This is a genomic window from Millionella massiliensis (assembly GCF_900104655.1).
GTDB lineage: Bacteria > Bacteroidota > Bacteroidia > Bacteroidales > Rikenellaceae > Rikenella > Rikenella massiliensis.
The window spans coordinates 1,731,276-1,756,977 of the sequence record NZ_FNWD01000002.1 but is presented as its reverse complement, the minus strand read 5'-3'; the positions used below and the strand labels follow the sequence as shown (position 1 = coordinate 1,756,977).

Genomic DNA, 25,702 nt, shown 5'->3' with positions numbered 1-25,702 from the left:
CAACTGGTGGAAGGGGTGGTCTGGATCCGGCGGGCCGGTGGTCGGGTCAGGAGATTTGCCGTATGGGTGCGTGTGGGGGGGCTGAAAACGCATCAGCCTCCGGCAGTGAGGGCCGAAGGCTGATGGATATGGCCGAGGCGGTGGGGCTAGTTGGCCTGGATGGTGCCGGTGTAGGAGATGGTGTTGCCCATGTTCGGCACGAGGGTCAGTTTGGCCAGCCCGTTGTCGATGTTGTAGTTCAGGTGGAATACGTATTTCACGCCGTCGGACTCGGTCTGGAACACGAGGGTCCATTGCGAACCGTTGTTCATGTCTTCCCAGAAGGTAAATTCAGCGGTGTTGATGCTGATCTTCTGTGGAATGGTGCTGACGTTCTGGTCTACCGAAACGTACGGCAGTTGCACCTCCATGTAGCCCGGGTAGACCGATACGTAGTTGTTCCACTGGTTCAGCTGTTGCGGTCCGTCGAATTCGGAGGTTACCTGCGAAGCCGAGAAGGTGAAGTTGTGGCTCTTGAGCGCGTTGGTCAGTTGTTGCACCATGGCCTGCTGCCGTTCGGTGCGTTTGGCGTCGCGTACGGATTTTTGGGTGTAGTCCTGGGCTGCTGCGGCCACGACCAGAGATACCATCAGAAGGGATAAGAATAGCTTTTTCATGTTTTTTGAGTTTTTTAGTTGTTTTTAGTTTTTTAGATAAACTTTTTAGTTTGTCGATTTAAGCTATCACAACTTACGTGCCAAAAAAATTGCATCAAATTTGCATAATTCTTTATACCTTGCTTGGGTCTGCTACCGGAGGCCCTTTCCGGTGCCGGCCCCTCCAACCATGAACAAACAATACGCTATGCAAATACATCAACCTTTTGCCGCCTGGGGATTGGGCGTCGCCCTGATGCTGGGAGGGATGGCCCCTGCGGCGGCGCAAACTGCGGAGGTCGATTCGACCTATGTGCTGACCCTGCAGGAGGCTGTCGACATGAGCTACCGCCAGAACCCCGTCATGGAGGCGCAGCGGCTGGCACGCGAGGCCGCCGTCGACCGTCGCAAGGCCACCTGGGGGCTGCGCATGCCCCAAATCGGCGTGGCGGCCAACTATACGTATCTTTCCGAGGATATTAAGGCTTTTGACCTTAATGCGGAAAAAGACGCCGCTTTGCAACAAATCGGCCAACTTCCTTTGCCTTTTCCCATTCCGTCCGAGATTTTGCAGGCCGTGCAGGGACTCGACCTCAGTCTGACCCTCCAGAAACAGCAGTTCGCCGTGGTCGGGGCTTCGGTGGCTCTGCCGCTCTACATGGGCGGAAAGATCAACGCGGCCGTCAATGCCGCCAAAATCGACATCGAAAAGAGCGACCAGGAGGCCCTCAAGGCACAGACCGATCTGTTTGCCGAGGTGGTCGAGCGTTATTACGGACTCTCGCTGGCCCGCAACGTGCAGCGGGTGCGTGAGGAGGTGACCGCCGGGATGCGCAAGCACCTGGAGGATGCCCGGCAGCTGGAGGCGAACGGGATGATCGCGTCGACCGAAAAACTCTATGCCGAGATGTTCCTCTCGCAGGCCGAAGGCGAAGAGCAGAAGGCGGCACTCCAGATTGCAACCGTTAACCGGGCGCTCGGCACGTCGCTCGGCCGGACGGCCGAATACCTGCCCGTCACGGCGCTGTTCATTGTCGATGAACTGCGTCCCCTCTCCTATTATCAAGAGCGTGTCAAGCAGAACAGCCCCATGCTGAAACAGGTGGAGCTGACCCGCCGGCTGGCCGAAGAGGGGGTTCGGTCCGCACGGGCTGCGTTTCTGCCCGAGGTGGCCGCCATCGGTGCGGTCAACGCCTGGGACTGGCAGCTGACCGATCTGGCACCGCGCTGGATGGTCGGTGCCGGTGTGAAGCTACGCATCTTCGACGGTCTCGGCAGCGAGTACAAACACGCTGCGGCCAAGAAAGACCTGCAAAGGGTTGAAGTGATGCAAAACAAGGCCGAGGACGACCTGATGACCCTCACCGAGAAGCTCTACAACCAGCTCCGAAGCTCGCAGGCCGAAGTGCACGCCCTCAGCGCATCGGTGGCTTTTGCCGAGTCCTATCTGGATGCCAAACTCAAGGCCTTCAGCGAGGGGATGGCCCCTTCGTCCGACGTGGTGGATGCACGGCTGAACCTGGCCAAAGCCAAGGTCGAACGGCTGGCCGCCGCCTGCACCTTCGACGTGACGCTGGCCCAGTTGCTGGCGCTGTCCGGCGAGACCGAATCCTTTACCAGCTACATGCGGCAGCAGGATTTCCAGATGATCAGTAATGAATAAGAAACAAAAAGTCGCTCCATAGTTATGAAATCAAAAGTCTATACCATCGCGCTGATCGTGATTGCCATCATTACGGTGGTAGCCTTCATCGGCTGGTTTGTGCTCAAGCCCGCTCCCTACATCATGCAGGGGACGGTCGAGGCCACCAGCTACAAAGTCTCGTCGAAAGTGCCCGGCCGGGTCGACAGCCTGACCGTCAAACGCGGCGACCGCGTCACCCGCGGACAGTTCCTGTACGGCATCAGCTCGCCCGAGGTCTTCGCCAAACTGACCCAGGCCGAAGCCGCCCGTTCGGCCGCCACCGCCATGCAGGACAAAGTCGATGCCGGGGCCCGCAAACAGCAGATCCAGCAGGCCTACGAGATGTGGCAGAAGTCGCTGGCTGGTCTGGAACTGGCCCAGAAGACCTATGACCGCGTGAAAAACCTCTACGACCAGGGGGTTGTACCCGCCCAGAAACTCGACGAGGCGCAGGCCAACCTTCGTGCCATGAAGACCACCTCCGTAGCGGCCGAAGCCGCTTACAACATGGCCACCGAGGGGGCGCAATGGGAGGATAAGGCCGCTGCCCGGGCCATTGTCGAGCAGGCCGGCGGTGCGGTGAGCGAGGTGGAATCCTACGTGACCGAGACCCGCCAGTATGCTCCGGTGGACGGCGAGGTGTCGAGCGTCGTTTCGGAGAACGGCGAACTGGTCGGCACCGGTTATCCGGTGGTCACCATCGTGGATCTCTCCGACTCATGGGTCGTTTTCAACGTCAAGGAGACCCTCCTGCCCAAAATCAAGGTCGGAACCAAACTTCAGGGCTACTTCCCGGCGCTGGACCGCAGCTGCGAACTGACCGTGACCTACATTGCGGCCGAAGCGTCGTATGCCACCTGGGCCGCGACGCGTACCAGCGGCGAGTTCGACGTCAAGACCTTCGAGGTGCATGCCCGCGCTGCGGAGAAGATCGACGACCTGCGTCCCGGTATGACCGTAACGGTCGATTACAACAGTTTGTAGAACTTCGCCACTTGAGGCAACACCGCCTTTTGTAGCAATACCGCTTCCTTCCGTACCGCGCGTCTGCTCCCGCTCCTGCTCGGAGGACTCCTTTCGCTTCGCTTTGCGGGGAGGCTCCGGCAGACCGTTGCGGCGGGCGAAACACTGATCGAAACTCGACCGGCCTGATACCGGCGGTTCTCGTTGCCGTGCGGCAGAACAGCAGTCGCGACCTCCGCGCCCGTGTAGGACTCTCGGGAAGATGCGGAACCCTATATTTAACCGAACGACCAACCACTCCCACCATGGGACTATTCAGAAACAGCCTTAAACGTGAAATCAGACGGTTCGGACAGAGCCGGATGCTGGTCACTTCGGCCATCATCATCCCGGTGGTGCTGACCGCCCTGTACGCGATGATGTTCTGGCGGGGCACCGTCCACGACCTGCCCGTGGCCGTCTATGACGGCGACCGCACCGAGCTGTCGCGCCAACTGATCCGGATGGTCGATGCCACCCCCACGGCCCGGGTCGCTTTCCACGTCCAGAGTATCGAGGAGGGCCACCAGACCATGCTTCAGGGGCGTTCCAACGCGCTTATCATCATTCCGTCCGGCCTGCAGGCCAACATCCTCTCTACCACCGGCGGGGCACAGGTGTCGGCCGAAATCAGCGGTGCACGGATTCTCAACTCCGGACTGCTCAAACGCGACATCAGCACCGTCTTTCAGGCCTTCAACATCGGGGTCGAGACCCAGATGCTCGGAGCCAAAGGCATCCCCGCCTCGCAGGGCTATGCCATGGCCTACCCCATCGCCTTCGAAAAACACATCCTCTTCAACCCCTATGGCAGCTATGCCTACTACCTGCTGCCCGGTCTGCTCTTTCTGGCGCTGGTCATCACCGTCAGTCTCGTGACCGTCTATGTCATCGGCAGCGAACTCAAGGAGGGGACGGCGGCCGAGTGGGTCGCCACGGCCGGGGGCAGCATCACCCGCGCACTGGCCGCCAAACTTGCCCCCTATGTCCTGCTCTTCTCGATGTTGTCGCTGCTGATGAACACCGTACTGTACCGCTTCATGGGCCTCCCGTTCCACGGCCATGAGGCCCTGATTCTGGTGCTCGGCAACCTCTTCGTGATTCTGGCCTATATGGCCATCGGCGTGATCATCGTGGCCGTGAGCGCCAATCTGCGCTTCTCGCTCTCGATCGCCGGCGGGCTGGCCACCGCTTCGCTCTCGTTCTGCGGGCTGACCTTCCCGGCCATCGGGATGTATCCGCCCATCGCCGCCCTCGCGAAGCTCTTCCCGTTCACCTATTACATCGACCTCTTTATCGAACAGAGTCTCCGCGGGGCTCCCCCGGCCCGTTCGCTCGGCGATCTGGCGGCCATGGGCGCCTTTGTGCTGGTGATGGCCCTGCTGGTGCCGAGACTCCGGAAGGTCGCGCTCAACCCCCGATACTACGGGAAAGAATGATGCCATGAAACGATTCTGGAAAATAGCGAAAACCGAATTCCTCTCCATCTTCCGCGACGGGGGCGCCATGCTGATCCTCTTCGGGGCGATGTTCATCTACGGGACCCTCTATCCGTTGATCTACGCTCCGCAGGTGGTCCGCGGTTTCCCGGTGGCGGTGGTCGATCTCGACAACACACCCCCCAGCCGCGAGCTGACCCGGATGCTCGATGCCACCCCGCAGGCCGACGTTCGTTACAACCCGCAGAACCTCGACGAGGCCCGGCAGCTCTTCCTCGACCGCCGGGTGTACGGCGTGCTCCTCATTCCGCAGGGGTACGAAAAACGGATCCTCTCCGGTCAGCAGAACCACGTGAGCCTCTATGCCGACGGCGGTTATTTTCTGCTTTACAGCGATTTCCTGACGGCTGTCGGTCAGGTGGTCACCACCGCCGGAGCCGAAGTGCAGGTCGGAACCCTGATGGCCGGCGGACTCAACCAGCAGCAGGCCGAGTGGACGGCCCGCCCCGTGCCCTACGATGTCAATACCCTCTACAACCCTTATGGCGGTTATGCCACGGCGATCATGCCTCCGGTGCTGCTGCTGATCGCCCAGCAGCTGCTGCTCGTCGGGATCGGCATGGTCGGCGGGACATGGTACGAAAAGGGGACCTGGCGACGTTTCCGCGACTACTCCGCCACACGGCTCACCTTTGCCAAGGCATCGGCCTATCTCTTCCTCTATATCCCGCTGATGCTCTACATGTTCAGCTTCCAGTACAAGCTGTTCGGCTATCCGATGAACGGCAACCATGTCGATCTGCTGCTGGTGTTCCTGCCCTATCTGCTTTCGGTCATCTTCCTGGGGCTGACGTTGGGGGCGCTCTTCCGCAAGCGCGAAACCTCGATGATGATGCTGATCGTCACATCGGTCTTTTTCCTGATTGTCAGCGGAATTTCGTGGCCGCGCGAGGGAATGCCCGACTGGATCTACGCCCTGGGGCGGCTGGTTCCCTCGAGCAGCGGGATCGACGCACTGGTGCGTATCCGGACCATGGGGGCGTCGCTCACGGACGTGGCTCCCGAGATGATTACCCTTTGGACGCTCACCGGAGTCTATGGGCTGACGGCCGTACTGGCCACGCTCCGGCGTACCCACGAACTGCGTGCTGCCGCCGAGCAGCGGCGTGAACAGCGCCGGTCCGAGGCATAATCCCGGGGCGATTGACCGTGGCGTCGACAGCGCACGAAATGGGCGTAAGGTCGGTGTCCCGTTTAGCAGAAAAATGGCTCGTCGAATGTTCGGTGGAGAAAACCACAGGGGCAGGGTGGCTGGCCGGAGCAGCAGGCGGTTGCGGGAAATCTCGGGCAAGATTGTTATCTTGCAAGGGGAATATCCCCGTGGTTCGGTGATGACGTCCCGAATCGACCCTTTCTTCAAAAAATAATCTGCCGATGAAAATATTGATCGTCGAAGACGAAGCGGCCCTGCGGGAGGTGATATGCCGTTCGCTCGAAGCGGAACGGTATGTGGTCGAAACCGCTCCCGATTACGACAGCGCCCTCGAAAAGATAGCCACTTATGATTACGATTGCATCCTGCTGGACATCATGCTGCCCGGCGGGAGCGGTCTGCAACTGCTCGAGCGGCTCAAGGAGTTGCACAAACGCGAGAGCGTCATTATCATCTCGGCCCGCGATTCGCTTGAAGACAAGGTGGCAGGGCTGGAACTGGGAGCTGACGACTACCTGCCCAAACCGTTCCACCTGGCCGAACTGCATGCCCGCATCCGGAGCGTCATCCGGCGCAAGCGCGGCGGTGAGTTGACCCTCGAGGCCGGTAACGTGTCGATCCGGCCGGATCAGTTTCGGGTGAGCGTCGGTGGACGCGAACTGGAGCTGAGCCGCAAGGAGTACGATATTCTGGCCTATTTTGTGAGCCGTCCGGGCCACCTGGTCAGCAAAACCACGCTGGCCGAGGCGGTGTGGGGCGACCACATCGACCAGGCTGACAATTTCGATTTCGTCTATGCCCAGATGAAAAATCTGCGGCGCAAACTCAAGGATGCCGGAGCCACGGTCGAGATTCGCTCGGTCTACGGGTTCGGCTATAAACTGATTTCGACGGAAGCATGAAACTGATCTGGAGTCTGACCCTGCGCATTACGCTGGCCCTGTCACTGCTGTTGACGGGGTGGGCGTTTCTGTTCCACATGGCCGTAACGGACGAGGTGAACGACGGTGTCGACGATGCGCTGGAGTCCTATTCCGAACGGATCATCCGCAGCCATCTGGTGGGCGATACCCTATCCCTGCCGGAGGGACCGGCGGTGACCGGACACACGCTTCGGGAGGTCGATGCGGAGTATGCCGCCTCTCACCCCGAGGAGCGCTACACGGACGAAGAGATTTACCTCCCCGACATCGACGAGAAGGAGCCCGGGCGGGTTCTGCGTACCATTTTCCGGGACGCTTCGGACCGTTGGTTCGAACTGACGGTTTCGACACCGACCCTCGAAAAGGAGGATCTGCAGGAGGCTGTTTTCCGGTGGGTGGTGCTGCTGTTCGCCTGTCTGCTGTTGACGCTGATTCTGATTAGCGGATGGGTGTTGTGGCGGAGCATGCGGCCGTTGTATGTGCTGTTGCGCTGGCTCGACAACTATACGGTGGGGGGCAAGAACCCGCCGCTGGTCAACCCTACGCGGGTTACTGAGTTCCGTCGGCTGACCGACGCCGCACGACGTTCGGCCGAGCGTACCGAGCGGGTCTTCGAGGAGCAGAAACAGTTTATCGGTCATGCGTCGCACGAGATGCAGACGCCGCTGGCCGTCTGTCGCAACCGGCTGGAGCTGCTGGCCGCCGATCCGGAGCTCTCCGAACGGCAGCTGGGCGAGGTGATCGCCGTGTTGCAGACGCTCGAAGGGCTGACCCGCATGAACCGAACCTTACTGCTACTGAGCAAGATCGACAACGGGCAGTTCCCGGAGCATACGCCGGTCTGTCTGAACGAGGTGTTGAAACGGCATCTGGAAAGTTATGCCGAAATCTACGGGCATCTGCAGATCGGGCTGACGGTCGAAGAGCCGGGCCGGATGGAGTGCGAAATGAACGATACGCTGGCCGAGATGCTGGTCACGAACATGCTGAAGAATGCCTATGTGCATAACCGCCCGCAGGGGAGCATCCGGATTCGATTCGACTCCCGGTCGATGCTGTTTGCCAATAGCGGTGACCCGCTGCCTTTCGACGAAGCGGATCTCTTCAAACGCTTCCGGCAGGGAGGACGCCGCGAGGATTCGACCGGTCTCGGACTGGCTTTGGTCGATTCGATTTGCAGACGTTACGGGTTGCGGCTTGTGCACGTCTATGCGGAGGGCGAGCATCGTTTCACGGTCTCCAAACCCTGAGAAATAGAACCCGGCAGGATAAGCAGCGCCCCGGTCGAGCCCTTTGCGGGGGCTGACCGGGGCGCTGCTTTTTGTGGGGGCGGGTGAACAGCCCGGCGGTTTTACGTCCCAGGCGCGAGTCGCCTCTTCGATAGGAACCGTCGGACACCGGCGGTTGTGTTGAGGTCAGGTGCGGCTAAAAGGCGAAGACCAGGTTGGCGCCGCAGGTGAAGGGTTTGCCGCGCTGGATGAAGGAGTTGCCGAACGATTCGAAGTAGAAGGCGCCGTAATCGGTGTTCAGGATGTTGCGTGCCCACAGCTCCAGTCGCACGAAGTCGTGGCGGAAACTCATCTTGGCATTCAGCAGTCCGTAGAAGGGTTGCTGGACATCGTTGGCTTCGTTCCAGTAGATGCGGCCGGCACCGGTGTACTGGGCCGAGAAGATCATCTGGTTGATCCAGCAGTTCGCCACGTTCAGCGTGTAGGCCGCGCCGACCGAGAAGGTGTGCTGCGGAACGTAGGGGATGAATTTGCCTTTGTAGTCGATCGTTTCGCCGGCCGAGTTCGTACCGCCGTTGTAGTCGCGGAACGTGGCGTGGGTGAAACCGTAGTTCACGTCGATGTTCAGCCCTGTTGCGGGTCGCAGGCCCAGCGATGCTTCGACGCCGTAGCTGCGTCCCTTGCCGGCGTTGGTCAGGATGCGGCCGCTGCCGCCGTCGACGAACTGGGTCAGCTGCACGTCCTTGATGTCCATCAGGAAGAGGGCCAGCTCGGCGTTCAGACGGCCGTCCCAGAAAGTGCCGCGCATCCCCAGCTCATAGTTCCAGGTCTGTTCCGGTTTGTAGGCCAGTGCGTTCCGAATGTTTCCGCTCTCAGTGGCGGCATCGGCTTTCGTGACCGAAGCTCCGGGGCGTCCGCCGCCGCTGCCGCCCATCGACGGGCGCGAGGCTTTCAGACTGTCCTGCATCACTTCGGAGAACATCTGGATGTTGTATCCGCCGGCCTTGTACCCTTTGGCGACGGTGAAGTAGGTCATGATCTGCGGGGTGCACTCGTATTTGAGCGAGATCTTGGGCAGGTATTGCAGAAACTCCTGATCGTCCTTACCGGTGAGGGTTTTGCTGATGGGCATCTCGATACCGCTCGGCGGCAACATCGGAATGCCGCCCGGTTTGTTCTGGGCCAGCAGGTCCATGCTCATCGAGGTGTTGTATTTCAGGTATTGTTTCTCGTAGTCGAGGCGCAGGCCGAGGGTCAGCGAGAGGCCGTCGGTCAGCAGGTTGTTGAGGGTCGACTGGTGGAAGATGGCGGCGCCGACGGTCGGGGTCCGGTAGGTGCCGGGGTTGGGAATCTCGTCGTTCTGGATGGTCAGCGCGATGGGCATCTGGATGTTGTCGAACACGGGCTGGAGGATGTTCTTGATGCCGTCCTGTTTGAAGAGCACGTCGCCGTCGGTGGTCAGGTGGTTGTAGAACCCGAAGGCGCCCACGGACCACTGGTAGTTCTGCTCCTTGACCGAGCGGACGGTGATCTCCTGGTTGATGGAGTTCTGGCGCTGGCGCTGGTTGATCGTGAAGATGCTGGCCGGCGTGAAGTCCTGGTCCATCCACATGTTGTCGTTGAGCCACTGGTAGCCGGTGTTGGAGGTGAGCAGGATCTTGTCGGTGCGGTATTCGAAGCGGAGCGAGTTGTTGCTCATGCGGCGCAGGTAGCTGCCGCGGTCGTTGTAGTCGACGGGTGCGATCTCGCCGGTGGTCTTGTCGTAGAGGCCGTAGGCGAAGGCTCCCTGGTCGGTGAAGTCGAAACTGGAGGCGAGCATGGCTTTGAGCCGGGGGTTGATCTTCCACTCCAGCTTGAGGCGGCCGCCGGCCGACTGGCCGTCGTCCACTTTGGGACCGGTGGCTGCGCCTTCCATGGCGTTGTCGAAGTATCCGCCCTGCTGTTCGTAGTAGGCGCCTACGCTGAGGCCGATCTTGTCGCTGAGTTTGGCGAGTTTCGAAATCTTGACGTGCCAATTGCCGTAGTTGCCGCCGCCGATCGAGAGCTTGTGGCCCTGGTAGTCGAACGGCGAGAGGGTGTAGACGTTGATGATCCCGCCCATGGCGTTACGGCCGTAGAGGGTTCCCTGCGGGCCGCGCAGCACTTCGATGCGCTGGATGTCCATGAATTCGAAGTCGAAGGTCGACTTGTCCATGTAGGGGATGTTGTCCACATACATGGCTACGCTTTGTCCGCTGCTGCGGGCACCGACCCCGCGCAGGTAGATCGGAGTGGTCATTTTCGATCCGTAGTCGGGGATGAAGAGGTTCGGAACGAAGGCGCTGAGGTCTTTGATCGATTCGATCTGGCGGTTGTTGACCTGTCCGGGAGTGATGAGCGAGGTGGCTTCGGGAGCGCTCCACAGGTTGTTGGTCTCCTTGGCCGAGGAGCGTACTACGACACTCTCGGTTTCGATGAGCCGGATCGAGTCGAGCTCGGCCGGATCGTCATTCGCGACGGGCGGGGTTACGTGCAGGGTGCCGGGGGCCGCAGTGGCGACGGCGGCAAGCAGAAAGAGGCCGGTGACGGTCAGCGATCGTTTCATGGAATGGGTGGTTTGGTTCTGGGTGCAAAGAAAACGCATCGAGTCGGGTCGGGCAATCGCTATTTGTAGTGATTTAGTCTCGTGGCTGGAGTGACTCTTTTGGCTCTTTGTCTTCGCTTTTCGCTCTTTGCGGTGGGGAAGCGGGAGCGCATGGAACGTTACGCGAGATCAGCATGAACGCTCTGTATGCCTATGGCTGCGGTGAGAAAATTCCGGGATGGGGGTATAAAACAAGGGTTTCCGATTCGAAGATCGGAAACCCTTTATGCTGTGCGCCCGTTTGTCGCGTTCGGGCTGCCTGTTATCCTCTTGCGGATGTGGAGGAATTATTGGGCAGCTGCGATATCGGTTTTGAGCTGTTTGGCTGCGGCTACGTTTTCGCCGGCGGTCACTTTGGTCAGCCATTCGGTCGCTTTGGCGTTGTTGCCTTTGTTCTGGTAGGCTACGCCGGTCAGGTAAGCGACGTCGCTCTTCTTGGCTTCGTCGGTCTGTGCTTCGTAGGCGTTGTCACCGTTAGCTACTACGACGTCGTATTTCTTGAGGTTGTTGGCGGTCTGGATCAGCAGCAGGTTGGCGTCGGCGTTTTTCGGGATGGCTGCAACGTAGGTCTGCACTTTCTCCAGGTCACCGGCCTGTGCGGCTTCGGAGGCGGCTACGAGCATGTAGTTGTCCATGTCGGCCTGAGCGCTGGCTGCCTGTTTTTCATATTTGCTGTTTTCGGCTCCGGCTTCGATCACCTGTTTGTAAAGATCGACTGCTTTGTCGAGTTGTTTCAGTTCGGCGTAGGATTTGGCGGTGAAGTAGGCCAGCTGGATGTTGGCGGTGTCCTGTGCCAGACCTTTCTGGAAGCTTTCGAGGGCTTTGGCGTAGTCTTTGGCGTTGAAACTGTTGACACCGATGGCCATATAGATGTTCGATACGAAACGTCCGGCTTTGCGGGTGGTCATCACGTCGCCCTGGAGGTCGGCCAGGTTTTCGGCTTTTTCAAAAGCGGCGATGGCTTCGTCCATCTTTTTGGCCTGCACGGCTACGACACCTTTCTGCAGGTAGAGCTGGGGCAGCATCTTCTGGGCTTCGGTGGTGATGTCCACAGCGTCGGCTCCGACGGCCTGACCCATTTTGATCACCTCTTCGAGGACGGGAATGGCCTCTACGAATTTCTTGTTATTGATCAGTTCGCCGGCTTCTTTCATCTTGAGGCCGACTTCTTCTTTGGTTTGGGCCGAAGCGCCGATGACCAGCATGGCGGCTGCGAGGGTCATCCCCCACAATTTTATCTGCTTCATTTTCTTACGGTATGTTTAGGTTAATATTCTGCAATCGAGGGTTCCGGACGGAACAACGGATACAAATTGAATGATTTTTTCGGAGAATTCAAAATTTTGAGCCGGCTTTTATCGTTCCATCGGGTTGGATTTACCGTTTCGAAGCGCGAAGTTCGGCGAAGAAACGGCTCATCAGGGCCGAACAGTCGGATTCGAGGATGCCGCCGACGACGGTCGTCCGGGGATGCAGCAACTCGTCGGAGACCACCCGGTAGCCTCGTTTGGGGTCAGCGGCGCCGTACACCAGCGTTCCCAGCTGGGCCCAGCGCAGGGCGGCGGCGCACATCGGGCAGGGCTCGACGGTGACGTAGAGCGTACAGCGGTCGAGGTATTTGCCGCCCAGGGCCGATGCGGCGGCCGTCAGGGCCTGCATCTCGGCATGGGCGGTGACGTCACCCAATGTCTCGGTCAGGTTGTGGGTGCGGGCTATGGTCCGCTCGCCGGCCACGACCACGGCGCCGATCGGAATCTCGCCCAGCCGATAGGCCTCCTGGGCTTCAGCCAGGGCCATACGCATGTATTTTTCGTGTTGTTCGGACATCGTGAAGGGTGTTGTTGGTGGGGTCGAAAGTCGGGGAGTGCGTCTGCCTGCGTGGGGGCCGCTCGTGGGGGTGCCAGTCGCCGGACGGGGCGCGGAACGGTTTTAACCCGGGCGTGGCGGCATACGCAAGCGCATGATAGGAAAAAATCACTATCTTTGAGTTTTCAAAATTACATGAAAAAATGTTCAGAACAGCGACTTGCGGCGAATTAAGGCTCGCCGATGCCAACCGGACCGTCACCCTGGCCGGATGGGTCCAGAAGGTGCGTAACCTGGGCGCCATGGTCTTCATCGACCTGCGCGACCGATACGGGATCACCCAAATCACGGTCGATGAACACGCTTCGGCCGAACTGAAAGCTACGGCCGAAGGGCTCGGGCGCGAGTATGTGATTCAGGTCACCGGTAAGGTGACGGAACGCTCCGCCAAGAATACCAAAATCCCCACCGGCGAGATCGAAATCGTCGCCGCCGAGATCAATATATTGAATACCAGCGAGGTGCCGCCCTTTACGATCGAAGAGAATTCGGACGGGGGCGACGACCTGCGGATGAAGTACCGCTACCTCGACCTGCGTCGTCCGCCGCTGCAGCGGGCCATGATGCTGCGCCACCGCCTGGCTCAGGAGATCCGCAAATATCTCGACGCACAGGGCTTCATGGAGATCGAAACTCCCTACATGATCAAGTCGACCCCCGAAGGGGCGCGTGACTTCGTGGTGCCGTCGCGCATGAACCCCGGCGAGTTCTATGCCCTGCCGCAGTCGCCGCAGACCTTCAAACAGCTGCTGATGGTGAGCGGTTACGACCGTTATTTCCAGATCGTGCGCTGTTTCCGCGACGAAGACCTGCGTGCCGATCGTCAGCCGGAATTCACCCAGGTGGACTGCGAAATGGCCTTCGTTGAGCGCGAAGACGTACTGGGAGTATTCGAAGGGATGATGCGGACCATGTTCGAAAAGACGCTGGGCGTGACCTTTGGTGACGAAAAACTGCCCCGCATGAGTTGGCACGAGGCGATGGAAACCTACGGTTCGGACAAACCCGATATCCGTTTCGGCATGAAGTTCAACAACATGACCGAACTGGTCAAGGGCCACGATTTCGTGGTGTTCGACAGTGCCGAGTATGTCGGCGGGATTTGTGTGCCGGGCTGCGCCTCCTACACCCGCAAACAGTTGGACGGCCTTACGGAGTTCGTAAAACGGCCTCAGGTCGGTGCCAAGGGGCTGGTCTACGTGCGTCGCGATGCCGACGGGGGCTACAAATCGAGTGTGGATAAATTCTATTCGGCCGACGATCTGGCCGCATGGGGCGAAGCGACCGGTATGCAGCCGGGTGACCTGCTGCTGATTCTGGCCGGGCCGAAAAAACAGACGCTCGCTGCGCTGTGTGCCCTGCGTCTGGAGATGGGCGACCGGCTGGGGCTGCGTCCGCACGACACCTTTGCTCCGCTCTGGGTGGTGGATTTCCCGCTGCTCGAGTGGGACGACGAAACGCAACGCTACTATGCGATGCACCACCCCTTCACCTCGCCCAAAACCGAGGATATGGAGAAATTCTTCTCGGGCGATCTGAAGGCATTGGGCGATGTCCGGGCCGAAGCCTACGACTTTGTAGTGAACGGTGTCGAAGTGGGTGGCGGTTCGATCCGTATCCACGACGGTCGCGTGCAGAGCCGCATGTTCGAGGTGCTGGGCTTCACACCCGAAGAGGCGCAGGCTCAGTTCGGCTTCCTGCTCGGAGCCTTCAAATACGGGGCGCCGCCCCACGGCGGTATCGCCTTCGGTTTCGACCGCATGTGCTCGCTCTTCGGCGGTTCGGACTCGATCCGCGACTACATCGCGTTCCCGAAAAACAACAGCGGTCGCGATATGATGATCGACGCTCCGTCGCCGCTGGCACAGGCTCAGCTCGACGAGTTGCAGATCGCCGTTGCCAAACCCGAGTAGTCCCCTGTTGGCCGAAATCGTGCCGCGGGGCGGGAGGGACCGGACAGGGGTGATGTCTTCGGGGAAGAGAGTTTTTGGTTCCTGTCGGTGTCTCCTGCTTGGGGCGAAACGTTGGGTCAAAACAGATCAAACTTAGCATAATTCGCAAGAGAGCCCTCCTATTGAGGGGCTGATACACAAAGTAAGGCTAACTCCAACTGAGTGGAGTTAGCCTTACTTGTATTATTATAACTCTTATGATTTGGGCTTACTTCGTCTGCTACGCGTATTATGGAGCGGGATACAAAGACAGTAGGCGAGTGGCGCGAAGTTTTTCCGAAACGGTGGCAGGGCTTTGGGGTATTCCGAAACCGGGAATTGATGGAGTGGGAAACGGTGGGGATAATAAGCCGACCGGGCAGCGCATTGTATCGGTACTTCGAGGGAATGTCAGATGACGGTCGATTGGAGGCGGGGGATCGTCGTTATCCCTCTTTATTGATGATCGGGTGTGTCTTCGGTGTAGTCCCGGTATATTACAACGGGTACACATTCGATCCGGTTATACCTATTTATTATATACCCTTAATATATCCAGCTCCTTTTGTCTCCACCTCTTGTGAATTTCAAGAGGGTATATGTTCCCTTTTCCCTTCACTTTTTTTGCGCTCTCTTTGATCTCTTGACACCCTCTTTTCCGTGTTCCCTTTATTCCCCGCTTTTCGTACCTCTGTTTTTACACCCCTGTTTTTTCATTCTCGGGCTATACATAGGTTCGGGATAGCGGCTGCACGGAGGAGGTTACAGTTTGCGGATCATGATGCGCATGGTGGTACCCTTGTCGATCTCGGAGTCGAGCACGAAAATACGGCCGTGATGGTACTCCTCGATGATGCGTTTGCTCAGCGAAAGCCCCAACCCCCAGCCGCGGGTCTTGGTGGTGAACCCGGGTTGGAAAATGCGTTTGAAGTTGGCTTTGGGCATTCCCTTGCCGGTGTCGCGCACGTCGATGCAGATCCACCGCTCGTCACGTTCGGTGAGTTGTACGATGATCGCACCGCGTCCCTGAAGCGCATCGAGCGCATTCTTGAGCAGGTTTTCCACAACCCATTCGAAGAGGGCGTCGTTCACCATCCCCTGCATCGGTTCCGAGGTGCACTGGGCGAAATTCAGCGTCACGTTTTTAGGGATGCGCGTGCGGAAGTAGGAGACGGCGCTGGAGACCAGTTCGTAGATGTTGCGGGGTGCGAGGTTGGTGGTGGCACCGATCTTCGAGAATCGGTCGACGACCTTCAGCAGCCGGGTGAGGTCCTTGTTCATTTCGTCCACCACGAAGGGTTCGACTCCCTCCTGGCTGCGGAGGTATTCGAGCCAGCCGAGCAGCGAGCTGGTGGGGGTGCCGAGCTGGTGGGCGGTCTCTTTGGCCATCCCGATCCAGACGCGGTTCTGTTCGCTGTGTTTCGACGAGCGGAAGGCGATGAAGGCAAAGCCGATGAAGACGGCGAATACGCTGAGTTGCACCCACGGGAAGTATTGCAGGGCCTTGAGCAGCGGTGATTCGTCGTAGAAGACGCGGATGATGGTTCCCTGCGAGGAGGGTATCTCGATGGGGTCGCGGCCGCCGGAACGCATGCTTTCGAGTTTGTCGGCGAGCCGTTCGGGGTCGGCCATGATCGACGGGTCGATCAGCCGGTACTGGAGCACGCGCAGGTTGTCGTCGCACACGATCACGGGGATGTCTTCCGAGAAGTTGATGATGCGGGTCAGGATCTCGGCCTGGTGTCGGTTGCCGGTGCTGGCGGCCTTGACGGTCTCGCCGACGGCGAAGGACCATAGGTGAATCTCGTGACGCTCCTTGTCGCGCAGTTCGCCGACCAGGTAGTTCGAGTAAACCAGCGAGGTTACGCCGATGGCCAGCCCGATCACGATGAAGAGCATCTTTCCGTGGTATCCGATCGAGAATTTGCGCATGGGTCGTTGTGGTTTAGGGGGGTGGCTGTGCAGCCCGGGGGGGACGTGTGGCGAAACGGACAGCGCCCGTTTCGCCGGAGATGTGTCAGGCGATGCGCCGGGCCGGTTTTAGGCGTGACGGTCGCCGAACAGGGAGGCGACGAAACGGTTGCGGTCGAATACCTGCAGGTCGTCGATGCCTTCGCCGACGCCGATGTAGCGTACCGGGATGCGGAACTGTTCCGAGATGCCGATCACGACGCCGCCTTTGGCCGTGCCGTCGAGTTTGGTGATGGCCAGCGAGGAGATTTGCGTGGCGGCGGCGAACTGTTTGGCCTGTTCGAAGGCGTTTTGGCCGGTCGATCCGTCGAGTACGAGCATCACTTCGTGGGGGGCGCCGGGAACGACTTTCTGCATGACGTTGCGGATTTTGGTCAGCTCGTTCATCAGGTTGACTTTGTTGTGGAGACGGCCGGCGGTGTCGATGATGGCCACGTCGGCTCCGGCGGCCTTGGCGGCCGAGAGGGTGTCGAAGGCGACCGAGGCGGGGTCGGCGCCCATCTGTTGTTTGATGAGCCGTGCACCGGCACGCTGGGCCCACACTTCGAGCTGGTCGATGGCGGCGGCGCGGAAGGTGTCGGCGGCTCCGAGGTAGACGTTCTTGCCGGCGGCCGTCAGCCGTGCGGCGAGCTTGCCGATGGTGGTGGTTTTCCCGACGCCGTTCACGCCTACGACCATCAGCACGAAGGGGTTGCCTTCGCTGTCTTTCTCGAACAGGAAGCCGAGGTCGGCGGAACTGGTGGCGGCGGGAGCTTCGGCCAGCAGGGCGGTCACTTCGTCGCGCAGGATGGTGTTGAGTTCGGCGGTGCCGAGGGATTTGTCGCGGGCAACGCGCGCTTCGATGCGGTCGATGATGCGCAGGGTGGTCTCCACGCCGACGTCGGCGGTGATGAGGATCTCTTCCAGCTGGTCGAGGACCTCTTCATCGACTTTCGATTTGCCGGCTACGGCGCGCGATATCTTCGAGAAGATGCCTTCGCGGCTCTTTTCCAGACCGCTGTCCAGAGTGGCCTGCTGGGTGGCGCCGGCGTCTTTTTTCTTGAATATGTCGAATATGCCCATCGTGTTGTTGTATAAGTCGTTACGTTTATGATTCGGGCGAAGGAGCTATGCCTCTTGCGCGGTCGGTGTGTGGCCGGAAACGGTGTTGCAATAAGGCTGGGGGAGCGGCTCTTTTTATATAGTATACAGACTCCTTGCTTCGTTTGTTGCCTCTATCCTCCCTCGTGCCATTCTTAGGTGGTCTCACCCGTTTCGTCGTTTTTTCGCCTTACGGGCTTTCGTAGTCGTGTCGAAGTTCGGGTTTCGGGGTCTGCGCTCTCCTGCTCTCGGTTTTTCTGCTTAGTTCTTTTGCTCAGTCTCTTGCTTCCCGACCCCTCTACTCTCTACCTGCCCGCTCTGGTTTTCTACTCGGCTCCTCAGCTCACTCTGCTCACTCTCCTTACTCTCCTCACTCTCCTCAGTTCCTTCTGCTCGGCCCCTCTGTTCGGCCCTCCCCCGTTTAGCGCACCAGTTCGGGAGCACCCGAAGATTAATAGACGGGGGTGAACTGACGCAGGAAGCGGAGGTCGTTTTCGAAGTAGAGGCGCAGGTCTTTGACGCCGTATTTCAGCATTGCGATGCGTTCGACACCCATACCGAAGGCGAAACCGGTGTAGCGTTTGCTGTCGATGCCGCAGGCTTCGAGCACGTTGGGATCGACCATGCCGGCGCCCATGATTTCGAGCCAGCCGGTGTATTTGCAGACGGGGCATCCTTTACCGCCGCAGAGGTTGCACGATACGTCGACTTCGGTCGAAGGTTCGGTGAAGGGGAAGTACGAGGGACGCATCCGGATTTCGGATTTCTCGCCGAACATCTCCTTGGCGAAGTAGAGGATGGTCTGTTTCAGGTCGGCGAAGGAGACGTTTTCGTCGATGTAGAGCCCTTCGGCCTGGTGGAAGATGCAGTGGGCGCGGTACGAGATGGCTTCGTTGCGGAACACGCGGCCGGGGCAGATCACGCGGATGGGCGGTTTCTGGGTCTGCATCACGCGCACCTGGATCGACGAGGTGTGGGTGCGCAGCAGGATGTCGGGGTTCTTCTCGACGAAGAAGGTGTCCTGCATGTCGCGTGCCGGGTGTTCGGGCGGGAAGTTCAGGGCGGTGAAGACGTGCCAGTCGTCTTCGATTTCGGGGCCCTCGGCGGGGACGAAGCCGATGCGTTCGAAGATGTCGAGGATCTGGCCGCGTACCAGCGAGATGGGGTGGCGGGTTCCGACTTTGTCGGCTCCGGCCGGACGGGTCATGTCCAGTGCCAGCGAGCTGGCGTCAACCGAGGCGAAGGCCAACTCTTCGAGGCGGGCCTTGAGGGCGTTGATCTTGTCGATGGTGGCGGTTTTGAGGCGGTTCATGGCCTGACCCAGCGTCTTTTTCTGGTCGGCGGGGGCGGCCTTGAACTCGTCGAACAGGGCGGTGATCGTTCCTTTCTTGCCTAACAGGCGGATGCGGAACTCTTCCACTTCGGCAAGGGTCTTGGGTGCGAAATTTTCGACTTCGGCTAACAGATTTTCTATCTTTTCAATCATGACGGTCGTGTTTTATCGGGGATGGCGTGGTGCCGCAGGGAGCGTGTGGGTGGGGCCGACGGGCGGCTAAAGGTCCTTCTTGCGGTCTTTCACTACTTTGATTTGGATACTTTTGATGTAGACATCTTCGTTTTTGGGGCGGTCCTGGGCGTCGGTGGGGAGCTTCGAGATCCGCATGACGGTGCCCATGCCGGAGAGAACTTCGCCGAAGATGGTGTAGCTGCCGTCGAGGTGGGGGGCTCCGCCGATCTTGCGATAGACTTTCTCGCGGTCGGGAGTGATTTGGGCCTCGGCGGGGTTGGCGGCGCGTTCTTCGATCTTCTTGCGGGCGGCGGCCAGCGTGCTGTCGGTCTGGACCTTGCCGGTCACGATGTAGAATTGCGAACTGGAGGACTGGCGGGTGGGGTTGACATCGTCGCCTTCACGCGCGGCGGCTACCATGCCGCGTTTGTGGTAGTAGCGCGGCAGAATTTCGGCATCAATTTTGTAGCCTGCGTCGGCATTGCCGTAGACTTTCACCAGCGAGGCCTCGATGCTCTCGGGGTCGCCGCACTGGATCATGAAGTCACGGATGACGCGGTGGAAGAGCAGGTTGTCGTAGAAACCCTGCTGGGCCAGCTTCACGAAGTTGTCGCGGTGTTTGGGGGTGTCGTTGAACAGGCGGAACTTCACGGTTCCTTCCGACGTCTTCATCTTGACCACATAGTGGGCTCCCGCTCCGGCGGTGAGTGTTCTTTTTGCCGTGGCGGGTGATACGACCAGGCAACAAATTGCGGCTATGAGCAGAGAGCGAATAATTTTCACTACATTTACGTGTTGTTCTACCATTATTCCGGGAATATGAGTTTCAAAAAACAAATTTACGAATTCCCGGCGAAATACGGGCGATTATGAAGCGATTTCTCGCACTGGTATCGATTTGCATGTTGCTGGCCGTCGGAGCACGCGGCCAGCGGGTGGGTGTTGTCCTGAGCGGGGGAGGTGCCAAGGGGCTCTATCATGTGGGTATTCTGAAGGCGCTCGAGGAGAATAACATCCCGATCGATTATGTCTCCGGAGCCTCGATGGGGGCCATCGTGGCCGGGATGTACGCCGCCGGTTATTCGCCCGACGAGATGATCCGTTTCTTCATCACCGACACGGTTCAGCACTGGCTCTCGTCCAAAAACTCTGACCTGGACAACAATTACTATTTCAAAAAGTTCGAACCGACGCCGAGCATGATTACGGTCAAAATCGACCCCAAGGCGGTCAAGTCGTCGGCCATCCAGCTCCCGACCAACATCATCTCGCCCTATCAGCTCGACCTGGCCTTTATCCGGATGCTCTTTCCGGCTTCGGCGGCGGCCGGCAACCGGTTCGACAGCCTGATGGTCCCCTTCCGGTGCAACGCCTCGGACGTGTACAATAAGAAATCGGTGGTCTTCGACCAGGGGAGCCTCCCGTTCGCCATTCGCTCATCGATGACCATCCCGTTGGTATTCAAGCCCCTCACGCAGGATACCGTGGTACTCTTCGACGGCGGCCTGTACAACAATTATCCGTGGCAGCCGCTCGATTCTGCGTTCCATCCCGACATCCTGATCGGGGGCGTCTGCGCCGCCAACTACGAAAACCCTTCGGCCAACGACATTGTCCAGCAGGTCAGCGTCATGGCCACCAGCAATACCGACTATTCGTTGCCCGACAGCCTCGATGTCGAGATCCGGCGCCGCTTCAAGGAGGTCGGCGTGCTGGATTACGACAAGGCCAGCTACATCATAGCCCGGGGTTACGAGGACGCCATGCGGCAGATGCCGCTCATCCGCGAACGAATCACGCGGCGGGTCTCGGACGAGGAGATCCGCGCCAAACGCGAGGCTTTCAAGGCCCGGATCAAACCGTTGATATTCGAGCAGATCGACATCGAGGGGCTGACCCCGAAGCAGACCGAGTATGTGTACCGTCAGTTGGGGCTCAAACCGCGCCAGCTGTTCGACGTGGACTATTTCGAGCGAAAATACAAACAGGTGTTGGCCGGCGGTGTTTTCAGCGGCGAGTTCCCGGAGGTGACCTACAATCCCGAGACGGGATTCTTCCGGCTGAAGCTGACCCTCCACACGCAGGCCAGCATGCAGTTTTCGCTGGGCGGCAACATCTCCTCCACGGCGCTGAACCAGGGCTATGCGGCCTTCAGTTACCGCACGGTGGGGCGCAACGTCTCGACCTATGCGTTGCAGGGCTACTTCGGCACCTTCTACAATTCGGTGAAGGTGGGCGGTCGCCACGATATCTACACCAATTTCCCGTTCTATATCGAGTATAACTACACGCTCGACAATTATGACTATCTGGCCAACCACATGAACCGCTACTATCTGGGGCGGGACTGGCGCTATCGGACCCGGAACGAAAACGTGTTGTCGACCTCGATTGCGATTCCGGTACTGGAGAATGCGGCGTTCCGGGGTCGCCTGGCGCTGGGGGTCACGGACGACTACTATTTCCGGGGACAGTATACGAGTGCCGATCTGGCCGACCGCAGTCGCTTCTCGTACGCGACACTCTCGGCCGAGGTACAGAAGCAGTCGTTGAACTACACCCTCTATCCGAGTCTCGGAACGGAGCATATCCTGCAGTTGCGTTTCACGGAGGGGCTCGAAAGTTACTACCCGGGAACACTGGCCGATGCTCCGACCACGTTCCAGGGACGGAACCGCAACTGGTTCGAGATCCGGTATCGGTATGAACGCTACGCGCCGCTGTCGAAATGGTTTACGTTCGGCTTCCTGGGCGAGGCGACCTTCTCGAACCATCCCGATTTTGCCACTCCGCTGGCTACGGCCATGTCGCTGCCGGCGTTCCAGCCGACCCCGCTGATGCGGACCATGTTCATGCCCGAATTTCGCTCGCGTTCCTATCTGGCGGCGGGCGTGATGCCGGTATTTAATATCATCAACAACCTCTATATCAAGTCCTACGTCTATGCCTTTGTGCCGCAGGAGGTGGTCTACGACCACGGGTGGACGGGTGATGTCTGGAATCGGCTGCGGGAACGGTCGGAGTTTGTCTTCGGCGGTTCGCTGGTCTATCAGACCTTTATCGGCCCGGCTTCGCTGACCATCAGCAAGTTCAGCACGGGACGTTCGGCATGGCAGGTGGTCTTTAATTTCGGTTATACGCTCTTCTCTTCGCGGCGCTTCTGATGGCCGTGAATGTGCGGGGGAGGGAAAATAATGTATCTAGGACGGATGGGGCGAATGAGGGGAAGATGGTGATGCCGGAGTGGATGCACTCCCGAATGTGTGTTAAGTTTCCGCTGTACAGCTCTGTGTGCGAAAGTATTTGTGGATGGGATGGGTTGGGGCGGAGAAAATAAACGGCGGGGAACAGGCTTATTGAAGTCTGTTCCCTGCCGCTGTTTTGGGAATGCCGGTCGGTGTGTTTTCGTCTCCGTTTCCGGTTTGCAACCGCTTCGCCGGGTTGCCGGGATGGGTGTTATTCGACGATGATTTCGTCCATGAAGGCAAAGGCTTTTCCGCCCGCACCCAGATGCCAGGGCGGGCAGGTGCCGACACCGTCGGTTACGACTTTCACGTAGCGTCCCTTGCGATTCACTGCGCTGGAGTAGTCGCGCACGCCGACCGATACCGATTGGTTCACTTCGGGCTGGGCCTCCATTCCCACCTGGGTGTAGTTCTGACCGTCGGACGAGACGTAGAAGGTAACCTGTTTGGGGAAGAAGATCCAGTCGGTGAGGGTCTGCAGGTAGGTGGCGGTCACTTTGCCGATCTGCTGTTCGGAGCCCAGGTCGAGGACGGCTTCGAAACGAGGAACGTCCCAACCGAGCCACTGGATTTTATAGTCGTTGGTGCCGTGGATGCCGTTGGTGAGCACCTTGTCGGCGTCGCGGTTGTAGCTCGGGTGCGGTGCGGGCGAGAGGGTGACCGGCTTTTCGAAGCTCAGGTTCCCCTCCTGACGTACGATCGACACGCGGCTCATGATGTCCAGATATTCGTCCGGCGTGGTGTGCCATTCCGAGAGGCGGGTGACACCCTCTTCCTTACACAGGGCGATGAATGCTTCGAGTTTGCGGGTGTATTCCGGATTGGTTTTCCAGCTGCCGTCCGCATCCTGGATGTAGATGCCGTGGGGACCGTAGGGGTCGAGTTTTGTCTGTTCGAGCTCGGCGTAGCGCAGCGGCTGACGGGCGATCTGGACGCGTTTGAGGATTTCGGGTTGGTTGGCAACGGCGGCTTCGGCCCGGTCAAAACACCCTTCGTAGATGGCCAGATTTTCGGGCGAGAGGTAGCTGTCGGCACCGTCGGTCGGCGCGCCGAAGATCGAGAGCGACTTGCCGCTCTGGTTGAGGTTCCGGGTGATCAGGTTGATGTACTCCTTGATGTGGGGGCCGCCGGCGCCGTAGTAGCCGTTCAGGAAGTCGTTCATCAGCGAGTCGGCATTGGCCGAGGGGTTCCACATCAGTTTCGAGATGAGGTAGGCGCGCAGGTCGGCGAATTCGCCGCCGATTTCGCGGTTGCCCTGTTCGAACATCGCTACGACGTGGTTATCCACGAAGTACTGGATGTTGGGTTTCAGAATATGGAAGTTGGGGAAGGGGCTGACCAGATTCTTGAACTGGACGACGTAGTCCCACACCAGAATGTTGTCGGTCAGGGCGGCCCACTCCTCCATGTCGCGGCGGAACGAGGCGCTCGAGGGGTCGGTGGCGATCGGTTGGCTGCGGTTGCACTCAATGTTGCAGAACATGATGTTCACGTTCTCGCGCGGTTTGGTCACCTTTGGTGCTGCCCGTGAGTACTGGTAGGCCAAGGTCGAGATGATTTTGTCCGGGAAGCGTTCGGCAACCTGGTTGACGAAACGGATCACGGAGCCGCTCGGTGATCCTTCGATCGAGTCGATCCGGGCGCACTCGGGACACTGGCAGTAGCCGAAGTTGTCGTTCGAGCTGACGGACCAGTAGGTGGCCGACGGGTTGGCTTCGATAGCTTTGGCCAGGTTCTCGCACATGATTTCGAGCACGGCGGGATTCGACAGGCAGGGTTGGGTCGTGGCGCGTTTCCCGTTTACGAGGGCAAAGTATTCGGGGTGGGTCTTGAAATATTTGTCGGCCGGGAGCAGGACGCCGAAGGTGTGTACCCAGGATCCCCAGTCGGGTTTCCCGCCGACGGAGTCGTGGCTCAGTTTGTGCCAGTCGACGTATCCCTGGTCGTTGGTGCCGCGGTAGTGGGTGTCGCGGAAGGTGATGATGGGGACCTGACGGTCGTAGATCTGTTCGGGCAGGGTGACGGTCTCCTGCTGGGGGATAACTTCGACTTTGGCGGAGTATTTCCGGCAGCCGAAGTAGTCGTCGAGCAGGCTGTACATGCCGTTCATCGTCCCGCGCGAGGTGCGGCCGGCGATGTGCAGGGTCGGACCCTGGGTGTAGATGACGAATCCGTCGGCGCCGAGGTGGTCGAACGTTACGGTGTCACCGGCGGCTGCGCGGTTGGTCGGGCCGAAGACGATCTCTTTCGGGGTGGCGGCTTCGGCATCGGTCACGATGGGCAGGGTGGCCTGCGAAATCTGGTTGAAGTAGCGCTGAAAACGAGCGGCGGTGAGCTGGGTGAGGCTGTCGGCGTCGGCGGCGATCACGATGCGGTAGTCGCTCCGGCCGTTGTCGGCCAGCTCGATGCCGCTGCTGCAGGCGCTGGCCAGCAGGGCTGTGCCCAAAAGCGGTAGAAAGGCTTTCATCGGGTGGTGGTTTTGGATTTGTTTATCGGGTTAGTTGTTTGGTTGTTCGATGAGTGCGTCTCGGGGGCGGGTGCCTGCGGGGGGCGGACTGGTCGTGGAGCGGTGCTGCCTGTGGCACCCGGTGGGGAGGTAGGTCGTTCGGTTTAGGGTGCCGTCGGAGTGACCCGGTGCCATTCGCCGGTGGGTTTCGTCCGTGGGCGTGGCCGGCTGGGGCTACGGGGTGACCACTGGAGGGGAGGTGCGAATGCTGTCGCGCAGGATGGTTCCTGCCTGGGGGCCTTCGCAGAAGAGCAGGTCGAGCAGCGACAGGTTCGGCGCGAAGGGTATGCGGTCGGCGAAGGTCTGGTAGTAGGTGGGGTCGGCGAAGGCGGGATCGGGACGTTTCAGTCGCGGTTTGTGCGAGATTACGTCGCGGAAGTCGCCTGCGGCGGGGGCGCTGTCGAGCGGTGCCGGCGGGGTGTACCGCTCGGTGAAGCGCAGGGTGTCGGGCCATCCGAGCAGTTGCAGCAGCAACCGGGTCAGGTCGCTGTTGAGGTCGAAGAGCCGCTCGGGCCGGTAGCGGCCGGGGTCGTAGTAGGGTGCCAGCCGTTCGGCATAGTGGTCGTAGTAGGGGGCGGCGGCATAGGCAGCCCGCAGGGTGCGCCAGTGTTCGCGCTGCCAGGGCAGTTTGTAGTCGATCCGCACCTCCCGGATGGGCATCTTGGCGCAGTGGTCCCAGTCCACGGGGACGGTCAGCGTACGCACGCCGGCGGCGGTCATCACTTCGGCCCGGTTGCGGTAGGTCTGCTTCTGGAAGTTCTCGTGGGCTTCGATCTGCGCTCCGCAGGCCAGTTTGGCGAAGTACTGCAGGTTGCCGAGGTAGGCGGTTGTCACTAACACGGTGCGGC

18 protein-coding genes are annotated in these 25,702 nt (G+C 59.6%); 8 read left to right on the top strand and 10 right to left on the bottom strand.

Annotation, left to right across the window (positions count from 1 at the left end):
* Positions 1-146: 146 nt before the first annotated feature.
* Positions 147-656, bottom strand: a complete 510-nt coding sequence (locus BQ5379_RS06850; protein WP_083377634.1) for a DUF4251 domain-containing protein — start codon at positions 654-656, stop codon at positions 147-149.
* A gap of 187 nt (positions 657-843) precedes the next feature.
* Between BQ5379_RS06850 and BQ5379_RS06845 the strand changes: the two genes are divergently transcribed.
* From BQ5379_RS06845 to BQ5379_RS06820, 6 genes are all read left to right on the top strand, one after another.
* Complete coding sequence (locus tag BQ5379_RS06845; RefSeq protein WP_159431225.1) at positions 844-2,298, top strand: TolC family protein; 1,455 nt, start codon at positions 844-846, stop codon at positions 2,296-2,298.
* A gap of 24 nt (positions 2,299-2,322) precedes the next feature.
* A complete protein-coding gene (locus tag BQ5379_RS06840; protein ID WP_071134748.1) occupies positions 2,323-3,303 on the top strand; it encodes an HlyD family secretion protein in 981 nt (326 codons plus the stop codon).
* Between the two features lie 284 nt (positions 3,304-3,587).
* Positions 3,588-4,760 carry an ABC transporter permease gene (locus BQ5379_RS06835; protein WP_071134747.1) on the top strand — a complete coding sequence of 391 codons (1,173 nt, stop codon included), beginning with the start codon at positions 3,588-3,590 and terminating at the stop codon, positions 4,758-4,760.
* Between the two features lie 4 nt (positions 4,761-4,764).
* Positions 4,765-5,952, top strand: a complete 1,188-nt coding sequence (locus tag BQ5379_RS06830; protein WP_071134746.1) for an ABC transporter permease — start codon at positions 4,765-4,767, stop codon at positions 5,950-5,952.
* A gap of 242 nt (positions 5,953-6,194) precedes the next feature.
* Positions 6,195-6,875, top strand: coding sequence for a response regulator transcription factor (locus tag BQ5379_RS06825; protein WP_071134745.1), 681 nt, complete (start codon positions 6,195-6,197; stop codon positions 6,873-6,875).
* Positions 6,872-8,146 carry a sensor histidine kinase gene (locus BQ5379_RS06820; RefSeq protein ID WP_071134744.1) on the top strand — a complete coding sequence of 425 codons (1,275 nt, stop codon included), beginning with the start codon at positions 6,872-6,874 and terminating at the stop codon, positions 8,144-8,146. Before BQ5379_RS06825 ends, BQ5379_RS06820 begins: the two co-directional genes overlap by 4 nt.
* 175 nt (positions 8,147-8,321) lie before the next feature.
* On the opposite strand, the gene BQ5379_RS06815 is transcribed toward BQ5379_RS06820, so the two are convergent.
* The 3 genes from BQ5379_RS06815 to BQ5379_RS06805 all read right to left on the bottom strand — a co-directional run bounded on the left by BQ5379_RS06815 (position 8,322) and on the right by BQ5379_RS06805 (position 12,575).
* Complete coding sequence (locus BQ5379_RS06815) at positions 8,322-10,709, bottom strand: TonB-dependent receptor (RefSeq protein ID WP_071134743.1); 2,388 nt, start codon at positions 10,707-10,709, stop codon at positions 8,322-8,324.
* A gap of 326 nt (positions 10,710-11,035) precedes the next feature.
* On the bottom strand, positions 11,036-11,995 hold the full coding sequence (locus BQ5379_RS06810; RefSeq protein ID WP_143039408.1) for a tetratricopeptide repeat protein: 960 nt from the start codon (positions 11,993-11,995) through the stop codon (positions 11,036-11,038).
* Positions 11,996-12,125: 130 nt separating this feature from the next.
* On the bottom strand, positions 12,126-12,575 hold the full coding sequence (locus tag BQ5379_RS06805; protein WP_071134741.1) for a nucleoside deaminase: 450 nt from the start codon (positions 12,573-12,575) through the stop codon (positions 12,126-12,128).
* A 182-nt stretch (positions 12,576-12,757) separates the two neighbouring features.
* Between BQ5379_RS06805 and aspS the strand changes: the two genes are divergently transcribed.
* A complete protein-coding gene (aspS, locus tag BQ5379_RS06800) occupies positions 12,758-14,527 on the top strand; it encodes an aspartate--tRNA ligase (RefSeq protein WP_071134740.1) in 1,770 nt (589 codons plus the stop codon).
* Positions 14,528-15,307: 780 nt separating this feature from the next.
* On the opposite strand, the gene BQ5379_RS06795 is transcribed toward aspS, so the two are convergent.
* The 4 genes from BQ5379_RS06795 to BQ5379_RS06780 all read right to left on the bottom strand — a co-directional run bounded on the left by BQ5379_RS06795 (position 15,308) and on the right by BQ5379_RS06780 (position 19,886).
* Entirely contained in the window at positions 15,308-16,477 is a 1,170-nt protein-coding gene (locus BQ5379_RS06795) for a sensor histidine kinase (RefSeq protein WP_071134739.1), read from the bottom strand.
* 108 nt (positions 16,478-16,585) lie between these two features.
* Positions 16,586-17,578, bottom strand: a complete 993-nt coding sequence (gene ftsY / locus BQ5379_RS06790; RefSeq protein WP_071134738.1) for a signal recognition particle-docking protein FtsY — start codon at positions 17,576-17,578, stop codon at positions 16,586-16,588.
* 469 nt (positions 17,579-18,047) lie between these two features.
* The gene (pheS, locus tag BQ5379_RS06785) at positions 18,048-19,082 is read right to left on the bottom strand and encodes a phenylalanine--tRNA ligase subunit alpha (RefSeq protein WP_071134737.1); all 1,035 of its coding nucleotides are present in this window, start codon (positions 19,080-19,082) and stop codon (positions 18,048-18,050) included.
* Between the two features lie 66 nt (positions 19,083-19,148).
* A complete protein-coding gene (locus BQ5379_RS06780) occupies positions 19,149-19,886 on the bottom strand; it encodes a peptidylprolyl isomerase (RefSeq protein WP_235846041.1) in 738 nt (245 codons plus the stop codon).
* A gap of 86 nt (positions 19,887-19,972) precedes the next feature.
* Here BQ5379_RS06780 and BQ5379_RS06775 point away from each other — a divergent pair, with 86 nt between their 5' ends.
* The gene (locus tag BQ5379_RS06775) at positions 19,973-22,267 is read left to right on the top strand and encodes a patatin-like phospholipase family protein (RefSeq protein WP_071134735.1); all 2,295 of its coding nucleotides are present in this window, start codon (positions 19,973-19,975) and stop codon (positions 22,265-22,267) included.
* A gap of 292 nt (positions 22,268-22,559) precedes the next feature.
* On the opposite strand, the gene BQ5379_RS06770 is transcribed toward BQ5379_RS06775, so the two are convergent.
* Positions 22,560-24,815: a DUF4838 domain-containing protein gene (locus tag BQ5379_RS06770; protein WP_071134734.1), complete on the bottom strand. Its 2,256-nt coding sequence runs from the start codon at positions 24,813-24,815 to the stop codon at positions 22,560-22,562.
* 213 nt (positions 24,816-25,028) lie between these two features.
* On the bottom strand, positions 25,029-25,694 hold the full coding sequence (locus tag BQ5379_RS06765) for a WbqC family protein (protein ID WP_071134733.1): 666 nt from the start codon (positions 25,692-25,694) through the stop codon (positions 25,029-25,031).
* Positions 25,695-25,702: the final 8 nt, after the last annotated feature.